Origin of the sequence: Actinomadura rubteroloni, from assembly GCF_002911665.1 — a bacterium.
Taxonomy (GTDB): Bacteria; Actinomycetota; Actinomycetes; order Streptosporangiales; family Streptosporangiaceae; genus Spirillospora; species Spirillospora rubteroloni.
Window position 1 is genome coordinate 296,778 of sequence record NZ_MTBP01000002.1, and the last position, 16,665, is coordinate 313,442.

15 protein-coding genes are annotated in these 16,665 nt (G+C 73.4%); 1 reads left to right on the forward strand and 14 read right to left on the reverse strand.

Going from position 1 to position 16,665, the window contains the following annotated elements:
- Positions 1-33 precede the first annotated feature (33 nt).
- The 5 genes from BTM25_RS12745 to lgt all read right to left on the reverse strand — a co-directional run bounded on the left by BTM25_RS12745 (position 34) and on the right by lgt (position 9,539).
- Positions 34-1,503 (reverse strand): glutamate synthase subunit beta, encoded by a 1,470-nt coding sequence (locus BTM25_RS12745; RefSeq protein WP_103563120.1) that lies wholly within the window; start codon positions 1,501-1,503, stop codon positions 34-36.
- Between the two features lie 17 nt (positions 1,504-1,520).
- Positions 1,521-6,077: a glutamate synthase large subunit gene (gene gltB / locus BTM25_RS12750; RefSeq protein WP_168212110.1), complete on the reverse strand. Its 4,557-nt coding sequence runs from the start codon at positions 6,075-6,077 to the stop codon at positions 1,521-1,523.
- A 345-nt stretch (positions 6,078-6,422) separates the two neighbouring features.
- The gene (locus BTM25_RS12755) at positions 6,423-7,352 is read right to left on the reverse strand and encodes a hypothetical protein (RefSeq protein WP_103563121.1); all 930 of its coding nucleotides are present in this window, start codon (positions 7,350-7,352) and stop codon (positions 6,423-6,425) included.
- A gap of 32 nt (positions 7,353-7,384) precedes the next feature.
- Complete coding sequence (locus BTM25_RS12760; protein WP_103563122.1) at positions 7,385-8,176, reverse strand: hypothetical protein; 792 nt, start codon at positions 8,174-8,176, stop codon at positions 7,385-7,387.
- 73 nt (positions 8,177-8,249) lie between these two features.
- Positions 8,250-9,539, reverse strand: a complete 1,290-nt coding sequence (gene lgt, locus BTM25_RS12765) for a prolipoprotein diacylglyceryl transferase (RefSeq protein WP_103563123.1) — start codon at positions 9,537-9,539, stop codon at positions 8,250-8,252.
- 107 nt (positions 9,540-9,646) lie between these two features.
- Between lgt and BTM25_RS29195 the strand changes: the two genes are divergently transcribed.
- Positions 9,647-9,886, forward strand: coding sequence for a hypothetical protein (locus tag BTM25_RS29195; protein WP_146059052.1), 240 nt, complete (start codon positions 9,647-9,649; stop codon positions 9,884-9,886).
- A gap of 102 nt (positions 9,887-9,988) precedes the next feature.
- On the opposite strand, the gene BTM25_RS12770 is transcribed toward BTM25_RS29195, so the two are convergent.
- The 9 genes from BTM25_RS12770 to hisI form a co-directional block, all read right to left on the reverse strand.
- The gene (locus tag BTM25_RS12770) at positions 9,989-10,747 is read right to left on the reverse strand and encodes a DsbA family protein (RefSeq protein WP_103563124.1); all 759 of its coding nucleotides are present in this window, start codon (positions 10,745-10,747) and stop codon (positions 9,989-9,991) included.
- Positions 10,744-11,259: a vitamin K epoxide reductase family protein gene (locus BTM25_RS12775; protein ID WP_103563125.1), complete on the reverse strand. Its 516-nt coding sequence runs from the start codon at positions 11,257-11,259 to the stop codon at positions 10,744-10,746. The genes BTM25_RS12770 and BTM25_RS12775 overlap by 4 nt, the downstream gene beginning before the upstream one ends.
- 109 nt (positions 11,260-11,368) lie before the next feature.
- On the reverse strand, positions 11,369-12,184 hold the full coding sequence (gene trpA / locus BTM25_RS12780) for a tryptophan synthase subunit alpha (RefSeq protein ID WP_103563126.1): 816 nt from the start codon (positions 12,182-12,184) through the stop codon (positions 11,369-11,371).
- Positions 12,181-13,422, reverse strand: a complete 1,242-nt coding sequence (gene trpB / locus BTM25_RS12785) for a tryptophan synthase subunit beta (RefSeq protein ID WP_103563127.1) — start codon at positions 13,420-13,422, stop codon at positions 12,181-12,183. The genes trpA and trpB overlap by 4 nt, the downstream gene beginning before the upstream one ends.
- Positions 13,423-13,538: 116 nt before the next feature.
- Positions 13,539-14,345: an indole-3-glycerol phosphate synthase TrpC gene (gene trpC, locus BTM25_RS12790; RefSeq protein ID WP_103563128.1), complete on the reverse strand. Its 807-nt coding sequence runs from the start codon at positions 14,343-14,345 to the stop codon at positions 13,539-13,541.
- Between the two features lie 97 nt (positions 14,346-14,442).
- Entirely contained in the window at positions 14,443-14,868 is a 426-nt protein-coding gene (locus BTM25_RS12795) for a DUF2752 domain-containing protein (protein ID WP_103563129.1), read from the reverse strand.
- A 9-nt stretch (positions 14,869-14,877) separates the two neighbouring features.
- Positions 14,878-15,534: a response regulator transcription factor gene (locus tag BTM25_RS12800; RefSeq protein WP_103563130.1), complete on the reverse strand. Its 657-nt coding sequence runs from the start codon at positions 15,532-15,534 to the stop codon at positions 14,878-14,880.
- Entirely contained in the window at positions 15,531-16,148 is a 618-nt protein-coding gene (locus BTM25_RS12805) for a Trp biosynthesis-associated membrane protein (protein ID WP_103563131.1), read from the reverse strand. Before BTM25_RS12805 ends, BTM25_RS12800 begins: the two co-directional genes overlap by 4 nt.
- Positions 16,145-16,525, reverse strand: a complete 381-nt coding sequence (hisI, locus tag BTM25_RS12810) for a phosphoribosyl-AMP cyclohydrolase (protein ID WP_103563132.1) — start codon at positions 16,523-16,525, stop codon at positions 16,145-16,147. The genes BTM25_RS12805 and hisI overlap by 4 nt, the downstream gene beginning before the upstream one ends.
- Positions 16,526-16,665 lie beyond the last annotated feature (140 nt).

Consider the following 16,665-nt stretch of genomic DNA (forward strand, 5'->3'; position numbering starts at 1 on the left):
CGCCCCGGGACGTCCCGGGGCGCGGCGGACGGGTCAGGCGATCGGCCGCGCCGTCGGCGGGATCGGGTAGGGCAGCGCGGTGTGCCCGGTGCCGGAGAGGTAGGCGTCCACCCCGTGCGCGGCGGCGCGTCCCTCGGCGATGGCCCAGACGATGAGCGACTGGCCGCGTCCCATGTCCCCGGCGGCGAACACGCCCGGGACGGTGGTGTGGTAGTCGCGGTCGCGGACGACGTTCCCGCGCTGGTCCAGCTCGACGCCGAGCTGCTCCAGCAGCCCCTGCTTCTGCGGCCCGAGGAACCCCATCGCGAGCGTGACGAGCTGCGCGGGCAGCTCCCGCTCGGTGCCGGGGACGGGCGTGAACCCGGTCTCGGGCCCGCCCACCTCGACGATCTTCAGCGCGCGGACGTTGCCGTCCCCGTCGCCGGCGAACTCGACGGTGTTGACGGCGTAGACCCGCTCGCCGTCCTGCGCCGCCAGTTCCTCGTGGGCGCTCTCCACCTTGAACAGCATCGGATACGTCGGCCACGGCTGGCTGCCCGGACGGGCCTCCGGCGGACGCGGCATGATCTCCAGCTGCGTGACGGACGCGGCGCCCTGCCGGATCGCGGTGCCGATGCAGTCGGCGCCGGTGTCGCCGCCGCCGATGACGACGACGTGCTTGCCCTCGGCCGTGATCTCCGGGACGTCGGCGTCGCCCTCCTGCACCTTGTTGGCGAGCGGCAGGTACTCCATCGCCTGGTGGACGCCGTTCAGCTCGCGTCCGGGGACGGGCAGGTCGCGCCAGACGGTGGCGCCGCCCGCGAGGACGACCGCGTCGTACTGTTCGCGCAGGTCGGCGGCCGTGACGTCCTCGCCGACGTTCACCGAGGTCTTGAACTCGGTGCCCTCGGCGCGCATCTGGGCGATGCGGCGGTCGAGGTGGCGCTTCTCCATCTTGAACTCGGGGATGCCGTAGCGCAGCAGCCCGCCGACGCGGTCGGCGCGCTCGTACACGCGGACGTCGTGCCCGGCGCGGGTGAGCTGCTGGGCGGCGGCGAGCCCGGCGGGCCCGGAGCCGACGACCGCGACCCGCTTGCCCGTCTTGACGACGGGCGGCTGCGGGTGGACCCAGCCCTCGGACCAGGCCCGGTCGATGATCTCGGCCTCGACGCGCTTGATCGCGACCGGGTCCTGGTTGATGCCGAGGACGCAGGCGCTCTCGCACGGCGCGGGGCACAGCTTCCCGGTGAACTCGGGGAAGTTGTTGGTGGCGTGGAGCCGTTCGATGGCTTCGCGCCAGTCGCGCCGGTAGACGAGGTCGTTCCACTCGGGGATGAGGTTGCCGAGCGGGCAGCCCTGGTGGCAGAACGGGATGCCGCAGTCCATGCAGCGGCTGGCCTGCTTCTCCAGGCGGTCGGAGCCGAAGGTCTCGTAGACCTCGGTCCAGCTCTTGATGCGGACGTCCACCGGGCGGCGGCGGGGAAGCTCGCGCCCGACGGTCAGGAATCCCTTGGGGTCGGCCATGGCAGGTGGTCCCCCTCTCAGCTCTTGGCGGCGGCCATGATGGCCTCGTCGACGTCGCGGCCCTCGGCGCGGGCGGCCTCGGCCGCGGCCAGCACCCGCCGGTAGTCCCGCGGCATGATCTTCGTGAAGCGGCCGACGGCGCCGTCCCAGTCGGCCAGCAGCGCCGCGGCGACGGACGAGCCGGTCTCCGCGCGGTGCCGTTCGACCAGGTCGCGGACGAGCGCGGCGTCCTCGGCGGCGAGCGGTTCCAGCTCGACCATCTCGGGGTTGACGCGTTCGGCGACGAGGTCGAGGACGTAGGCGACGCCGCCCGACATGCCGGCGGCGACGTTGCGTCCGGTCGCGCCGAGGATCAGCGCGCGTCCGCCCGTCATGTACTCCAGCGCGTGGTCGCCGACGCCCTCCACGACGGCGGTGGCGCCGGAGTTGCGGACGCAGAACCGCTCGCCGACGACGCCGCGGGCGAACAGCTCGCCGGACGTCGCGCCGTACAGGATGACGTTCCCGCCGATGATCTGGTGCTCGGCGGTGAACGGCGCCTCGGCCGGGGGCCGCAGCGTGATCCGGCCGCCGGACAGGCCCTTGCCGACGTAGTCGTTGGCGTCGCCGGTGAGCCGCAGCGTGACGCCGCGCGGGACGAACGCGCCGAAGGAGTTGCCCGCCGACCCGGTGAACGAGATGTCGATCGTGTCGTCGGGCAGTCCCTCGCCGCCCCACTTGGCGGTGAGGCGGTGGCCGAGCATGGTGCCGACCGTGCGGTTGACGTTGCGGATCGGCAGGTCCAGCTTGACCTTGTCGCCGAACGCCAGCGCGCCTTCGGCGAGCTGGATCAGCGTGTTGTCCAGGGCCTTCTCCAGCCCGTGGTCCTGCACGGTGACCTGCCGCAGGGACGCGTCGGCGGGCAGTTCGGGACGGTGCAGGATCGGCGTCAGGTCCAGCCCGGACGCCTTCCAGTGGTCGACGGCCTCGCGGGCGTCGATCAGCTCGACGTGCCCGATGGCCTCGTCCAGCGTCCGGAACCCGAGGGCCGCCAGGTACTCGCGGACCTCCTCGGCGATGAACTCGAAGAAGTTCACGACGAACTCGGGCTTGCCGGAGAACCGCTCGCGCAGCACCGGGTTCTGCGTCGCGACGCCGACCGGGCAGGTGTCCAGGTGGCAGACGCGCATCATGACGCAGCCCGACACGACGAGCGGCGCGGTCGCGAAGCCGAACTCCTCGGCGCCGAGCAGCGCGGCGACGACGACGTCGCGTCCGGTCTTCATCTGCCCGTCGGCCTGCACGACGATGCGGTCGCGCAGCCCGTTGAGCAGCAGCGTCTGCTGGGTCTCGGCGAGGCCGAGCTCCCACGGCGCGCCCGCGTGCTTCAGCGAGGTGAGCGGGGACGCGCCGGTGCCGCCGTCGTGCCCGGAGATCAGGACGACGTCGGCGTGCGCCTTGGACACGCCGGCCGCGACCGTCCCGACGCCGACCTCCGCGACGAGCTTCACGTGGACGCGCGCCGCCGGGTTGGCGTTCTTCAGGTCGTGGATGAGCTGGGCGAGGTCCTCGATCGAGTAGATGTCGTGGTGCGGCGGCGGCGAGATGAGGCCGACGCCGGGCGTGGAGTGCCGCGTCTTGGCGACCCACGGGTACACCTTGTGGCCGGGGAGCTGGCCGCCCTCGCCGGGCTTGGCGCCCTGCGCCATCTTGATCTGGATGTCGTCGGCGTTGGTGAGGTACTCCGACGTCACGCCGAACCGGCCGGACGCGACCTGCTTGATCGCGCTGCGGCGCAGGTCGCCGTTCTCGTCGGGGGTGAAGCGGCGCGGGTCCTCGCCGCCCTCGCCGGTGTTGGACTTGCCGCCGAGGCGGTTCATCGCGATGGCGAGGGTCTCGTGCGCCTCGGCGGAGATCGACCCGTAGGACATCGCGCCGGTCGAGAACCGCTTGACGATCTCCGATACCGGCTCGACCTCGTCGATCGGCACCGGCGGGCGGGCGCCCTCCTTGAGCCGGAACAGGCCGCGGAGCGTCATCAGCTTGGCGGACTGCTCGTCCACCCGGCCGGTGTACTCCTTGAAGATCTCGTACCGGCGGGTGCGGGTGGCGTGCTGGAGCTTGAAGACCGTGTCCGGGTTGAACAGGTGCAGCTCGCCCTCGCGGCGCCACTGGTACTCGCCGCCGACCTCCAGCGTCCGGTGCGCCGCCTCGTTCCCGCCCGGCGGGTAGGCGCGGCGATGCCGCTCGGCGACCTCGGTCGCGATGATCTCGAAGCCGACGCCGCCGAGCCGGGACGTGGTGCCGGTGAAGCAGCGGTCCACGACCTCGCGGCCGAGCCCGATCGCCTCGAAGATCTGCGCGCCGGTGTAGGACGCGACGGTCGAGACGCCGATCTTGGACATGACCTTCAGGACGCCCTTGCCGTACCCCTTGACGAGGTTGCGGACGGCCGTCGCCGCGTCCACGCCGGTGAGCGCGCCCGTGGCGACCAGGTCCTCGACGGTCTCGATCGCGAGGTAGGGGTTGATCGCCGACGCGCCGTACCCGATGAGCAGCGCCATGTGGTGGCACTCGCGGGCGTCGGCGGTCTCCACGACCAGGCCGACCTGCGTGCGGGTCTTCTCCCGGATCAGGTGGTGGTGGACGGCGCCGGTGAGCAGCAGCGACGGGATCGCCGCGAGCGCCGAGTCCGACCCGCGGTCGGACAGGACGATGATCCGCGCGCCCGCGACGATCTCGCGGGACACCTCGGAGCAGATCTCCTCCAGGCGGGCCTGGAGCGCCTCGCCGCCGCCCGCGACGTCGTAGAGGCCGTGGACGACGTGCGCGCGCAGGTGCGGCAGCGAGCCCTCGTCGTCGATGTGGATGATCTTGGACAGCTCGTCGTTGTCCAGGATCGGCGTGGGCAGCACGAGGCGGCGGCACGAGTGCGGCCCCGGCTCCAGCAGGTTGCCCTCCGGACCCAGCGTGGACTGCAGGCTGGTGACCAGTTCCTCGCGGATGGCGTCCAGCGGCGGGTTCGTGACCTGCGCGAAGAGCTGCTTGAAGTAGTCGAACAGCATCCGGGGACGCTCCGACAGCACCGCGATCGGGGTGTCGGTGCCCATCGACCCGATCGGCTCGGCGCCGGTCCGCGCCATCGGCGACAGGATGATCCGCTGCTCCTCCAGCGTGTACCCGAAGGTCTGCTGGCGCTTGACGAGCGTCTCGTGCGTCGGGATCTCGCGCTCGCGGCGCGGCAGCTCCTCGAACCGGACGAGGCCCTCGTGCAGCCACTCGCCGTAGGGGTGCTCGGCGGCGAGCTCGGCCTTGACCTCGTCGTCCTCGACGATCCGCCCGGCGGCGGTGTCGACCAGGAAGATCTTGCCGGGCTGGAGGCGGCCCTTGCGGACGACCGACTCGGCCGGGATGTCCAGCACGCCGGCCTCGCTGGCGAGGACGACGAACCCGTCCTCGGTCACCCAGTAGCGGCCGGGGCGCAGGCCGTTGCGGTCCAGGACCGCGCCGACGACCGTGCCGTCGGTGAACGTGACGCTCGCGGGGCCGTCCCAGGCCTCCATCAGCGTGGAGTGGAACTCGTAGAAGGCCCGGCGCGCCGGGTCCATCTCGGTGTGGTTCTCCCACGCCTCGGGGATCATCATGAGCACGGCGTGCGGCAGCGACCGGCCGCCGAGGTGCAGCAGCTCCAGGCACTCGTCGAAGGACGCCGTGTCGCTGGCCTCGATGTCGATGACCGGGTTGATCCGGGACAGGTCGCCGGGGAACAGGTCGGACTTCAGCAGCGCCTCGCGCGCGCGCATCCAGTTCCGGTTGCCCTTGACCGTGTTGATCTCGCCGTTGTGGGCGACGAACCGGTACGGGTGCGCCAGCTCCCACGCCGGGAAGGTGTTGGTCGAGAACCGCGAGTGCACGAGCGCGATGGCGCTGGTGAAGCGGCGGTCCGACAGGTCGGGGAAGAAGGGCTCGAGCTGCGGGGTCGTCAGCATGCCCTTGTAGACGACGGTGCGGCTGGACAGGCTCGGGAAGTAGACCGCGACGTCCTGCTCGGCGCGCTCGCGCATGCAGAACACGACGCGGTCCAGCTCGATGCCGGTCTTGCCCGCGTGCGGGCCGTCCGCGGCGGCCGTCACGAAGAACTGCGCGAAGTGGGGCATCACGCGGCGCGCGGCGGGGCCGGCGAAGTTCGGGTCGAAGGGCAGCTCGCGCCAGCCGAGGCCGGTCAGGCCCTCCTCGGCGCACAGCTCCTCGATGCGCGCGACGGCGTCGGCGCGCTCGGGCCCGTCGGCGGGGAGGAAGGCGATGCCGGCGGCGTAGGAGCCGACCGGGGGAAGCGCGAAGTCGCAGACCTCGCGGAAGAAGGCGTCCGGGATCTGGACGAGGATGCCGACGCCGTCGCCGTCGTCGGGCTCGGCGCCGACGGCGCCGCGGTGGTCCAGGTTCTTGAGGACGGTCAGGGCGTTCTGCACGATGTCGTGGCTCTTGCGGCCGTGCAGGTCCGCGACCATCCCGACGCCGCAGGCGTCGTGCTCGTTGGCCGGGTCGTACAGCCCCTGGTCCTGGGGGCGGCCCGGCGTGAGGGCAGCAGCAGCCATCAACCCTCCCGTCGTCGTCGTGTCACTGCTTCGAGGTCAGTGCAGTCCCGGGACGACGTTGGCCCTGCTGCGGTGTGAAAACCTTACAACACTGCCGGGAACATGCCCGACTCAACCTGATCGCGAAACTTCGTGGACATCCCAGAGCCACGGACGCGACCAGTGGTATAGACCAGCATACATACGCCTAAAGCGGCGCTAACGGGCTGACCTGCGTGATCATCATCACCGGGTCCGGATGTTTAACGCGCGTCCATCGCAACACTGCCGCAAAAAAGCCGGTCTGCCGGGGGCGGGTGGACGGACGGGCCGTCGTCGCGCGCCCGCCGCCCCGGAAGCGGCCGGTCAGCCGGCCTTCGCCGCGCGGCCGAGAGCGGCCGGGGCCTTGCCGCCCTCGATGAGCAGGGCCAGCAGGGTCGTGTCGGACGCGTCGCCCGAGCCGTCCAGGCGCTCGGCCCACGCGACCACCGCGTAGTGCCCGACCGCGAGGCCGCGCGCCATGCCGAACCCGCCGCCGAACGCCGCGCCGTCCACCGGGAGCGGGCGGACGAACCCGGCGGCCCGGCCCGCGTCCAGCCCCCGGACGAGCCGGTCGGCGTCGGCCGCGCCCGCCAGGTTGAGGACCGTCACCGACAGCGCGTACCCGGGCTTCGGGTCGTTCGCGGTGTAGAGCGTCCGGACGGCCTGCGTGCAGCCCGACCGGGCCAGGTCCGCCGCGAGGCCGCCGCCCCAGACCGCCGCCCGGCAGCCGTCCAGCCGCTTGGCGCGCAGGGTCAGCCGCGTGCCGCCGTCGGTGCGGAGCTCGCGGGCGTAGGACGGGAACGCCTCCCCGGCCGTCAGCGGCGCCGCGTCCTTCGACCGCTGCGCGATGGCCGCGAACGCCGGGGTGTTGGCGGTGCTGGAGTAGGACGCGGGCGACGGGCCGTCCTCGGGAACGTTCCCGGCGGCCGGGTCGGGTGCCGCCGCGCGGCGCGGGGCGTCTCCCCCGGACGCGACGACCGCGATCAGCAGGACGACCACTACCAGCAGCGCCGCCGCTGCGGCGAAGTACAGGCGGTGGTCCAGGTTCGCGAGGGTCGTGTTGCGCCGGGGCGGCCGGACGGCCTTCCGGGGCTCGGGCGCCGGGGCGCGTTCGGGCGCCTTGCGCGGCGGTGCCGGGCGGCCGGCGGCGCGCCGCGTCCGCGCGGACCGGGCGGGGGCCGCGCGCCGCACCGGACGGGCCGGACGGGTCGCGCGCGGGCGGGCCGTGCCGCGTCCCCGGTCGTCGTCGTCCACGGGGCCGCGCTACCGCCGGGCGGCGCGGGCCGTCACTTGCCCGCCCCGTCGGCCATCTGCACCCGCGCCCACACGAAGAACGCGGGCTTCTCCACCGGCAGGCTCGCGCTGACCGCCTGGTCCAGCGACTTCGGCAGCCCGCCGCCGGACTTCTGCACCCAGCAGACCACCGCGTAGTGCCCGTACGCCTGGGCGTAGGCGGCGCTGAACCCCTTGGTGAACGCCGGGGCGCCCGGCGCGGCCAGCGGCAGGACGAACCCCGACCCGGTCGCCGGGTCCAGCATCCGCAGCACCTGCCGGACGCCGTCGGAGTCGGCCAAGTCCAGCACGGCGAACTGCCCGACGAACCCCTGCGCCTTGCTGACGTACGCGCCGCGCACCACCGCACGGCACCCGGACGTCGCGAGCTGCGCCTGGAGCGCCGCGCCCCACGTCGCCGCCTTGCAGTCGGTCTTCAGGTCCGTCCCGGCCAGCGTGTAGGTGAAGCCGTTGGACGCGACGGTCTTGACGTCGTCGCCGAACACCTCGGCGAGCGTGACCGGACGCGGGTCGGCCGAGCGCCGCGCGATCGCGGACGTGCCCTCGCCGTCGTACTCGGGCGTGTAGGCGGTCGGGCTGAGACGCGGGACGGGCTCGTCGCCGCCCCGGGTCAGGAAGAACGCACCCGCCCCGGCCAGCACCAGCAGGACCGCCAGGGCCGCCCCGCCATAGAGGAACAGGGGCTTGCGGCTTTTGCCGGGAGCCTGGTCCTCGGCGGGCCAGAAGTCCTTTCCGCCGCGTCCGGACGTCGTCCCGGACGCACCTGAGTCACGCGCCTCGATCACACCGGGAGCCTAGCGTCAGCGGCGGGGCGCTCGCTCCCAAAAGGCGGTTTCGTCCAGGTATCAGATCGGGTGCTCAGGGGGCGTCCTTCACAGGCTCCGGACGCGTCTCGCCCGCCTCGGCGCGCTTGTCGCCGCGCTCCTCCTCCGCGGACGCCGGCTCGTCGGCCACCGTGGCAGGCTCGGCGTCCTTCGGCGGTGCGGGCTCATCCGGCGCCGTGGCAGGCTCCGTGCCCTCGACCGGCGCAGGCTGGTCCACCGCCGTAGCGGGCTCGGCGTCCTTCTCCGACGCGGGCTCGTCGGCGGCCGTGGCGGGCTCGGCCTCCTCGGCGGGCGTCGGCTCGTCGGCCGGCGCAGGCTCGGCGTCCTTGACCGGCGCCGGCTCGTCCACCGCCGTAGGGGGCCCGGCGTCCGTCTCGGGCGCGGGCCCATCGGCCTTCGTGGGGAGTTCGGCGTCCTTCTCCACCGCGGTCTCGTCGGCCTTCGTGGCGTCCTCGGACGCGTCGGGCGTCGTGGCGGGCTCGGCGGCGGGGCCGTCCCCGTCGGGCACGGCGCCGATGCGCTCGGGGCCCGACCGGTTCCGCGCGAAGTACAGGTACGCGACGGCCAGCAGGAAGATCACGATGGACGTCCAGTCGTTGAGCCGCAGGCCGAGGACGTGGTGCGCCTCGTCCACCCGCAGCGCCTCGACCCAGCCGCGTCCCGCCGTGTAGGCGGCGACGTAGAGCGCGAACGTCCGCCCGTGCGTCAGGTTCCAGCGGCGGCCCGCCCACACGACGAGCACCGCGACGCCCACGCACCAGATCGACTCGTACAGGAACGTCGGGTGGTAGGTCGCGACGTCGGCGTACTTCGCCTCGCGGTGCTCGGGGTCGATCTCCAGCGCCCAGAACGTGTGCAGCGGACGGCCGTACAGCTCCTGGTTCCAGTAGTTGCCCCACCGTCCGACGGCCTGCGCGAGCGCGACGCCGGGCGCCGCCGCGTCGGCCAGCGCGAGCGCCGAGATCCCCCGGCGGCGGCAGCCGAGCGCCGCGCCGAGAGCGCCGAGGATGATCGCGCCCCAGATCCCGAGGCCGCCCTCCCAGATCATCAGCGACCGCAGCGGGTCGCCGCCCGATCCGAAGTAGCGCTGCCAGTCGGTGATGACGTGGTAGAGCCGTCCGCCGACGAGCCCGAACGGCACCGCCCACACCGCGACGTCCACGACCACGCCGGGCTCGCCGCCGCGCGCCGTCCAGCGCCGCTCGGTCACCCACACCGCGATGACGATGCCGATGATGATCATGAAGGCATAAGCCCGGAGCGGGAACGGCCCGAGGTGCCAGACACCCTGTGAGGGGCTCGGGATGAACGCGAGCGGCTGCATGAGCGATGACGTTACCGCTTTCCGGCGACCCGCACGGTCCGCCCCGGCGCCGCGCCCCGGACGTCTCCCGACCTGGTCCGCCCATGCCCGCCTGCGCCGATCGGTCGATGACCGGGCACGTCGACCGCACCGGACCCCTGCACGGCCACGCAAGCACGGTTCTCCGGGTCGGCACCGTGGATTCGCCAACGACCACGACCCTCCGCCGCAGCGGACAGTACTGCTGTCAGAACAATTTCAACACCCCGGGACCAATGCTGTTGCCGATTCCGGATATGGACATCCGGCCGGTGGTGTTCCGCGCAGGACTTGCCCTGAACACCCGGCCGCGAGGCGGCTACGTCTGAGCCTTTCCCGCACTCCCGAGAAAAGACCGAGCCCCCGGCGGTGCGGATGCGCCGCCGGGGGCTCGCGTCGAGGTCGCCCGGGTGCGAGGACGCTCGCCGCTGCTACTTGGCGCCGGCGATGGCGCTCGTGAGGTCCGACATCTGCTGAGAAGTGAGCTTCTTACCGTCGAGGACCAGCGTGGGCGTCGAATCGACCTTGCGCGTCAAGGCGGTGTACGAGGTCATCTCGCCGACTTGCTTGTCCTTCTCCTGCTTGGTCACGCACGTCGAGAATTTCGGGTCCGTCACCCCGACGTCCTTGCCCCAGGCGACGAGATCCTTGATGGAGAATCCACCGGTGCCCTCGGCGGGCTGGTACTTGAAAAGCGCGTCGTGGTAGGAGAGCCACTGAGCGGCCGGAACGCAGAGCGCCGCCGCGGCGGCGCGCTGGGAGTTCCCCCGAGACGGGTCGGGCTGCTGGCTGAACAGGTTGAACGGCCGGTAGACGACCTTCACCTTGCCCTCGGCCGCGAGGCTCTTGACGGTCTTCCCCTCGGTCTTCTCGAACTCGGCGCAGTGCGGGCACTGGAAGTCCTCGAAGATCTCCAGGACCGGCTTGGTGACGCCCGCCTTGGCCATCACGATCGACCCGTCGGCCTGGCGGCTGAGCGGCGCCTGCGGCCCCGTGTAGCGCTCGGCGACCTGGTTGCGCTTGCTCTTCTGGTCGGCGACGACGACCACGATCGCGACGACGGCGGCGACCGCGACCACGACGCCGACGACGAGCGCGAGCAGCCGGATCTGCTTCTGGCGCGCCGCCTGACGGGCGCGCTCGGCGGCCAGCCGGTCGCGCGCCGACCGCTCACGTGCGGCCTTGCTCATGGAGTTCTCCTCGGGGGTTCCTCGATCTGGCCGATCCGCCGGAACTCATCGGAAAGGACAAGGACGAAAAGCAGGATAGTGACGATGTGGACCCCGGTGCACCACTGGCAGAGGTGCCGGAGGATCACCTCGGCGGTGATCAGGTAGACCACGAACAGGACGCCGACCGACACCGCCGCGAGCCTGCTCCAGCGCAGCAGCGGCTGCGGGGACCGCAGCAGCGGCGGCGTGATCAGCACGGCGAACCCGACGAAGAACGCGAGCCCGAGCAGCGGCATCGGGATCCCGAGCAGCTCGGAGTACTTGCTCGTCGTGACGGCGCTGCAGTCGATCACGCCGCTCGCCGAGCACACCAGCGTCCGCGGGCGGTAGTGCGCGATGGTGAGGTAGATCGAGATGCCGAGCCCGACGAGCGTCAGCGCCCACGCCGGGAAGACGAACCACCGGGCGACCGGGGGCGGCCCCGGCCGGTCGGACGTCTCGTCCGGGCCGGCCTCCACGCGCTGCGCCATCCTGTTCCCCTCCGCGACCGCGACGACCTGTCCGGGCCGCGGCGCTCCGCGACCCGGACACACCCTAGAGGACCCCGGATAAGGTCCGCGTACGACGACGCGCGGACGGTCAGCCGCGCCCGGCCCGGACCCCGGCCGCCAGGTCGGCGGCGAGGGCGCGGACGGCCGCGACGCCGGACGCGGTGTCGGGCGCGTCCAGCAGCCGCCGGATGAACGCCGATCCGACGATGACGCCGTCGGCGAATCCCGCGACCTCGGCGGCCTGCGCGCCGTCGCTCACGCCGAGCCCGAGCCCGACCGGCAGGTCCCGGCCGTTCTTGTCCAGGACGGCCCGCGTGCGCTCGACGAGCCGGGGCGCCCCGGTGTCGATGGCCGTGCGGGCGCCGGTGACGCCCATCAGCGACGCCGCGTACACGAAGCCCCGGGACACGCTGGTGATCTTGTCGAGGCGCTCGTCGGTGGAGCTGAGCGCGACGAGGAACACCCGGTCCAGGCCGTGCGCGTCGGACGCCTCCAGCCAGGGACCGGCCTCTTCGGGCGTGAGGTCCGGCGTGATCAGCCCGGTGCCGCCGGCCGAGGCGAGGTCGCGGGCGAACGTGTCCACGCCGTAGTGGTCGACGGGGTTCCAGTACGTCATGACGAGCGTCTCGGCGCCGGTGGCGGCGACGGCCTCGACGGTCCGGAACACGTCGGCGAGGTGCACCCCGCCGACCAGGGCGCGGTGGACGGCGTCCTGGATCGTGGGGCCGTCCATCATCGGGTCGGTGTAGGGCAGGCCGATCTCGATGACGTCGCAGCCGGCCTCCACCATCGCCGTCGCGGCCTCGATCGCGCCGTCGACCGACGGGAACCCGGCGGGCAGGTACCCGACGAGCGCGGCGCGGTTCTCGGCGCGGGCCCTGTCGTAGGCGGCCTTGACGCTCACTTGGCGTCCCCCTCCGGCATCAGGCCGAAGTACGCGGCGGCCGTGTGCATGTCCTTGTCGCCCCGTCCCGACAGGCAGACGAGCAGCGTCGCGTCCGGGCCCAGTTCGCGGCCGACCTGGAGCGCGCCCGCGAGGGCGTGCGCCGACTCGATCGCCGGGATGATGCCCTCGGTGCGGCACAGCAGCGCGAACGCCTCCATCGCCTGGGCGTCGGTGACGGGACGGTACTCGGCGCGGCCGGTGTCGTGCAGCCAGGAGTGCTCGGGCCCGACGCCGGGGTAGTCGAGCCCGGCGGAGATCGAGTGCGACTCGATCGTCTGGCCCTCCTCGTCCTGGAGGAGGTAGGTGCGCATGCCGTGGATGACGCCGACGGACCCGCCGGTCACGGTCGCGGCGTGCCGTCCGGTCTCGACGCCGTCGCCCGCGGCCTCGAACCCGATGAGGCGCACGGACGTGTCGGGAATGAACGCGTGGAAGGCGCCGATGGCGTTGGACCCGCCGCCGACGCAGGCGAGGACGGCGTCGGGCAGCTTTCCGGTCAGCTCCATGACCTGCGCGCGGGCCTCGACGCCGATGACGCGGTGGAACTCGCGGACCATCAGCGGGAACGGGTGCGGCCCCATCGTGGACCCGACGCAGTAGTGCGTGTTCTCCACCGTCGCGACCCAGTCGCGGAACGCCTCGTTCACGGCGTCCTTGAGGGTGCGGCTGCCCGCCTTGACCGGGACGACCTCGGCGCCGAGCATCCGCATCCGGGCGACGTTGAGCGCCTGGCGCTCGGTGTCGACCTCGCCCATGAACACGGTGCATTCGAGGCCGAGGAGGGCGGCGGCGGTCGCGGTGGCGACGCCGTGCTGGCCCGCGCCGGTCTCGGCGATCAGCCGGGTCTTGCCCGTGCGGCGGGCGAGCAGCGCCTGCCCCAGCACGTTGTTGATCTTGTGGGAGCCGGTGTGGTTGAGGTCCTCGCGCTTGAGGAGGACCCGCGCGCCGCCCGCTTCGGCGCCGAACCGTCGGGCCTCGGTGATCAGGCTCGGCCGGCCGGCGTAGGTGGTGAGCAGTTCGGTCAGCTCGGCGGTGAAGACGGGGTCGCGGCGGGCTGCCTCGAACTCGGCGGTCAGCTCGTCCAGCGCGGCCATCAGGGCCTCGGGGGCGAAGCGCCCGCCGTAGACGCCGAAGCGTCCGGCCGCGTCGGGGACGGGTGCGGGCACGGCGGAGCCGCGCTCGGAATGGATGGTCATCGAAGAGTGCGTCCTGTCAGGCGATGGAAGGCGGTCCGGTCAGTGCGACGTCGGGACGGCCCGCCATCGCTCGCGCAGCGGCTCCATCAGCATGCCCGTACCCTACCGGTTCCCCGTCAGCTGCCCTGCCGCAGCGCCGGGTGCGCGCCCGCCGCGACGAGGTCGGCGACGGCGGCGCGCGGGTCCCGGCCGCGGACCAGGCTCTCCCCGACCAGGACGGCGTCGGCCCCGGCGGAGGCGTAGGCGAGCAGGTCGTGCGGGCCGCGCACCCCGGACTCGGCGATCCGCACGACGTCCTTCGGGACGAGCGGCGCGAGCCGGGCGAACACCTCGCGGTCCACGCGGAGGGTCTTCAGGTCGCGGGCGTTGATCCCGATGACCTTGGCGCCCGCGTCGACCGCGCGGGCCACCTCCTCCTCGGTGTGCGCCTCGACGAGCGGCAGCAGCCCGATCGACTCGGCCCGCTCGACGAGCGACACCAGGGCGTCCTGGTCGAGCGCGGCGACGATCAGCAGGGCGACGTCGGCGCCGTGGGCCCGCGCCTCCCAGAGCTGGTAGGACGTGACGATGAAGTCCTTGCGCAGGACCGCGATGTCCACGCTGGCGCGGACGTCGGCGAGGTCGGCGAGGCTGCCGCCGAACTTGCGGCCCTCGGTGAGCACGCTGATGATCTTGGCGCCGCCCGCCTCGTAGTCGCGGGCGAGCGCGGCCGGGTCGGCGATGGCGGCGAGCGCGCCCTTGGACGGGCTGCTGCGCTTGACCTCGGCGATCACCCCGACGCCCTGCCCGCGCAGCGCCGCGAGGGCGTCCCGGGGGGCGGGGGCCTGCTCGGCGCGGGCCTTGAGGTCGTCCAGCGACGTCTCCCGCTGCCTTTCGGCGAGATCGGCACGCACGCCTTCGATGATCTCGTCGAGCACGCTCACGGTAGGCCCCCAGACTCGGTCGATCGGTGGCCCCGATCGTATCCGCAGGGTCCGACGCTCCCGAACGTCGGGGCGCCGCCGGACCGCCCGGATTCACTCAGGGCGCCAGGACGTGTGCGAACGGCAGATTGCGGACGATCCAGTACACGAGCGCGATGCCGAAGGCCGTCCAGCCGGCGGCGGGGGTGAACAGCGCGGAGCGCATCCGCTCGCCGTGCGCCGCGAGCCACGTCCAGCGTCCCCACAGGTAGAGCGCGGCGGGCAGCAGCAGGAACGCGAGGGGGTTCGAGCCGAACGCGGTGCCCACGTGCCCGTGGACGAGCGAGTTCACCATCCGCAGCCCCCCGCACCCCGGGCAGTAGTAGCCCGAGACGGCCAGGAACGGGCAGGACGGGTAGTGGCCGTGCTCGTGCGGATCGACCAGCCCGACGAGAGCCACCGCGCCCGCCGTCACCGCCGCGACCACCGCGGGCCCGGCCAGGGCGCGCTGGACGGGGCGGCGCGCGGTCGGCGTTCGGCTCACCGCTCCAGCCTAGGCGTCCAGGACGTACCCGACGCCGCGCACCGTCCGGATCGAGCCGCCGTCGCCGAGCTTGGCGCGGAGCTGCGCGATGTGGACGTCAACCGTCCGGCTGCCCGACGACGACGCCGGCCCCCACGCCCCGGCGAGGAGCTGCTCGCGGGTGAAGACGCGGCCGGGGCTGCCCGCGAGGAACCGCAGCAGGTCGAACTCGGTGGCGGTGAGGGCCACCGGGCGTTCGCCGATCCCGGCCGTCCGGGCGGCGGGGTCGAGAACGAGCGCGCCCGCCCGCAGGGGCGCGGTGCCGTCGTCCCGGCGCAGCGCGGCGAGGACGGCGGCGACGAGCGTCCGCGGCCCGAACGGCCGCGTCAGCCGATGCACCCCGAGATCGCCGGGACCGTCCGACGGCCCGGTCACGGCGAGGACGGGCGCGGCGTCCGCGGCGTCCGCAACGCGCCGGAGCAGCGCCGCCGGAGCGGGGGACACCGACAGGTCCAGGACGACGGCGGCGGGACGGGCGCGCGCCGTCCGTCCCGCCGCCCGCTCGGGGTCGCGCTCGATCTCCACCTCGAAGCCCTCGCGGGCGAGGTAGCGGCGCTCCAGCTCGGCGACCGCCGGATCGTGCTCGGCGACCAGGACCAGCCCGGCGTGCTCGGCGCCGCCCGTCACCGCCGGCGGCCCGCAGGACGCTCGGCGTCGTCGGCGGTGGGGTCCTCGCCCCGGTCCAGCGACTTCCAGAGCGCGGCGGCGTCGTCGGGCTCCGCGGGACGAGCGGCGGCACGTCCGGCGCGCTCGTACCGGGCCGACATGCCGGGCCAGCGCGCCCCGCGCACCAGCACGACCAGCCCCCCGGTCGCCAGCAGGACGCCGCCCGCCGCCGAGGCGAGCCACCACAGCGACGTCGTGACCTCCGGCCGCGCCCCGAGCCGCAGCAGCGCGGACTTCTCCCCCGCCACCGCGATGACGTGCGCGTGCCCGACGGCCGTGACCGACGCGTAGACCATCAGCCCGCCGAACACCGCGAGCAGCGCGCCGACCACCGACCGGCCGCGTCCCGGGACGGCGAACAGCGCCGCGACCCCGGCGAGCCCCGCCCAGCCGAGCGCGCCCGCCCAGCCGAGGTCCCCGCCGGTGAGATGCCCGGCGAACGGCGTGATCGCGTCACGGGCGCGGACCGTGGCCCACGGCCGTCCCGCCGCGAGCAGCGTCAGGCCAGCGCCCGCCGCGCACAGCAGCGCCGCCAGACCGCGCTCGCGCGCGGCCGACCCCTCGCGCCCGCTCATGACGAGACGGCGGGCCGCTCCCCCACCACCGCGTCGAGGACGTCGGCGTCCCAGCACGTGCGGTCCCCGGTGTGGCACGCCCCGCCGACCTGGTCCACCTTGACGAGAATGGCGTCGGCGTCGCAGTCGAGAGCGACGGACTTCACCCACTGCTGGTGCCCGGACGACTCACCCTTCACCCAGTACTCCTGGCGGCTGCGCGACCAGTAGGTGCAGCGGCCGGTGGTGAGGGTGCGGTGCAGCGCCTCGTCGTCCATCCACCCGAGCATGAGCACCTCGCCGGTGTCGTACTGCTGGGCGATGGCCGGGAGCAGCCCATTGGGGTCCCGCTTGAGACGTTCGGCGATCTTGGGGTCCAGGTTGGACGAGGAAGACATGCTCCCTATTGTGCCGTGCCCCCGCCGGCACCCGCCCCGAGTTATCCCCCGGCCTCGTGCCGGGGGCGCGAGCGATCCTCGCCGCGCGACCGCCCCGGCCGGGGAACGCTGGGCGGCAGAACAAAAAACAGCCCGCGCCC

What these genes read in the sequence shown, in the direction of transcription:
- BTM25_RS12745 (WP_103563120.1), bottom strand. Translation starts at nt 1,503, where the DNA reads ATGGCCGACCCCAAGGGATTCCTGACCGTCGGGCGCGAGCTTCCCCGC.
- gltB (WP_168212110.1), bottom strand. Translation starts at nt 6,077, where the DNA reads ATGGCTGCTGCTGCCCTCACGCCGGGCCGCCCCCAGGACCAGGGGCTG.
- lgt (WP_103563123.1), bottom strand. Translation starts at nt 9,539, where the DNA reads ATGCAGCCGCTCGCGTTCATCCCGAGCCCCTCACAGGGTGTCTGGCAC.
- BTM25_RS29195 (WP_146059052.1), top strand. Translation starts at nt 9,647, where the DNA reads ATGACCGGGCACGTCGACCGCACCGGACCCCTGCACGGCCACGCAAGC.
- BTM25_RS12770 (WP_103563124.1), bottom strand. Translation starts at nt 10,747, where the DNA reads ATGAGCAAGGCCGCACGTGAGCGGTCGGCGCGCGACCGGCTGGCCGCC.
- BTM25_RS12775 (WP_103563125.1), bottom strand. Translation starts at nt 11,259, where the DNA reads ATGGCGCAGCGCGTGGAGGCCGGCCCGGACGAGACGTCCGACCGGCCG.
- trpB (WP_103563127.1), bottom strand. Translation starts at nt 13,422, where the DNA reads ATGACCATCCATTCCGAGCGCGGCTCCGCCGTGCCCGCACCCGTCCCC.
- BTM25_RS12805 (WP_103563131.1), bottom strand. Translation starts at nt 16,148, where the DNA reads ATGAGCGGGCGCGAGGGGTCGGCCGCGCGCGAGCGCGGTCTGGCGGCG.
- hisI (WP_103563132.1), bottom strand. Translation starts at nt 16,525, where the DNA reads ATGTCTTCCTCGTCCAACCTGGACCCCAAGATCGCCGAACGTCTCAAG.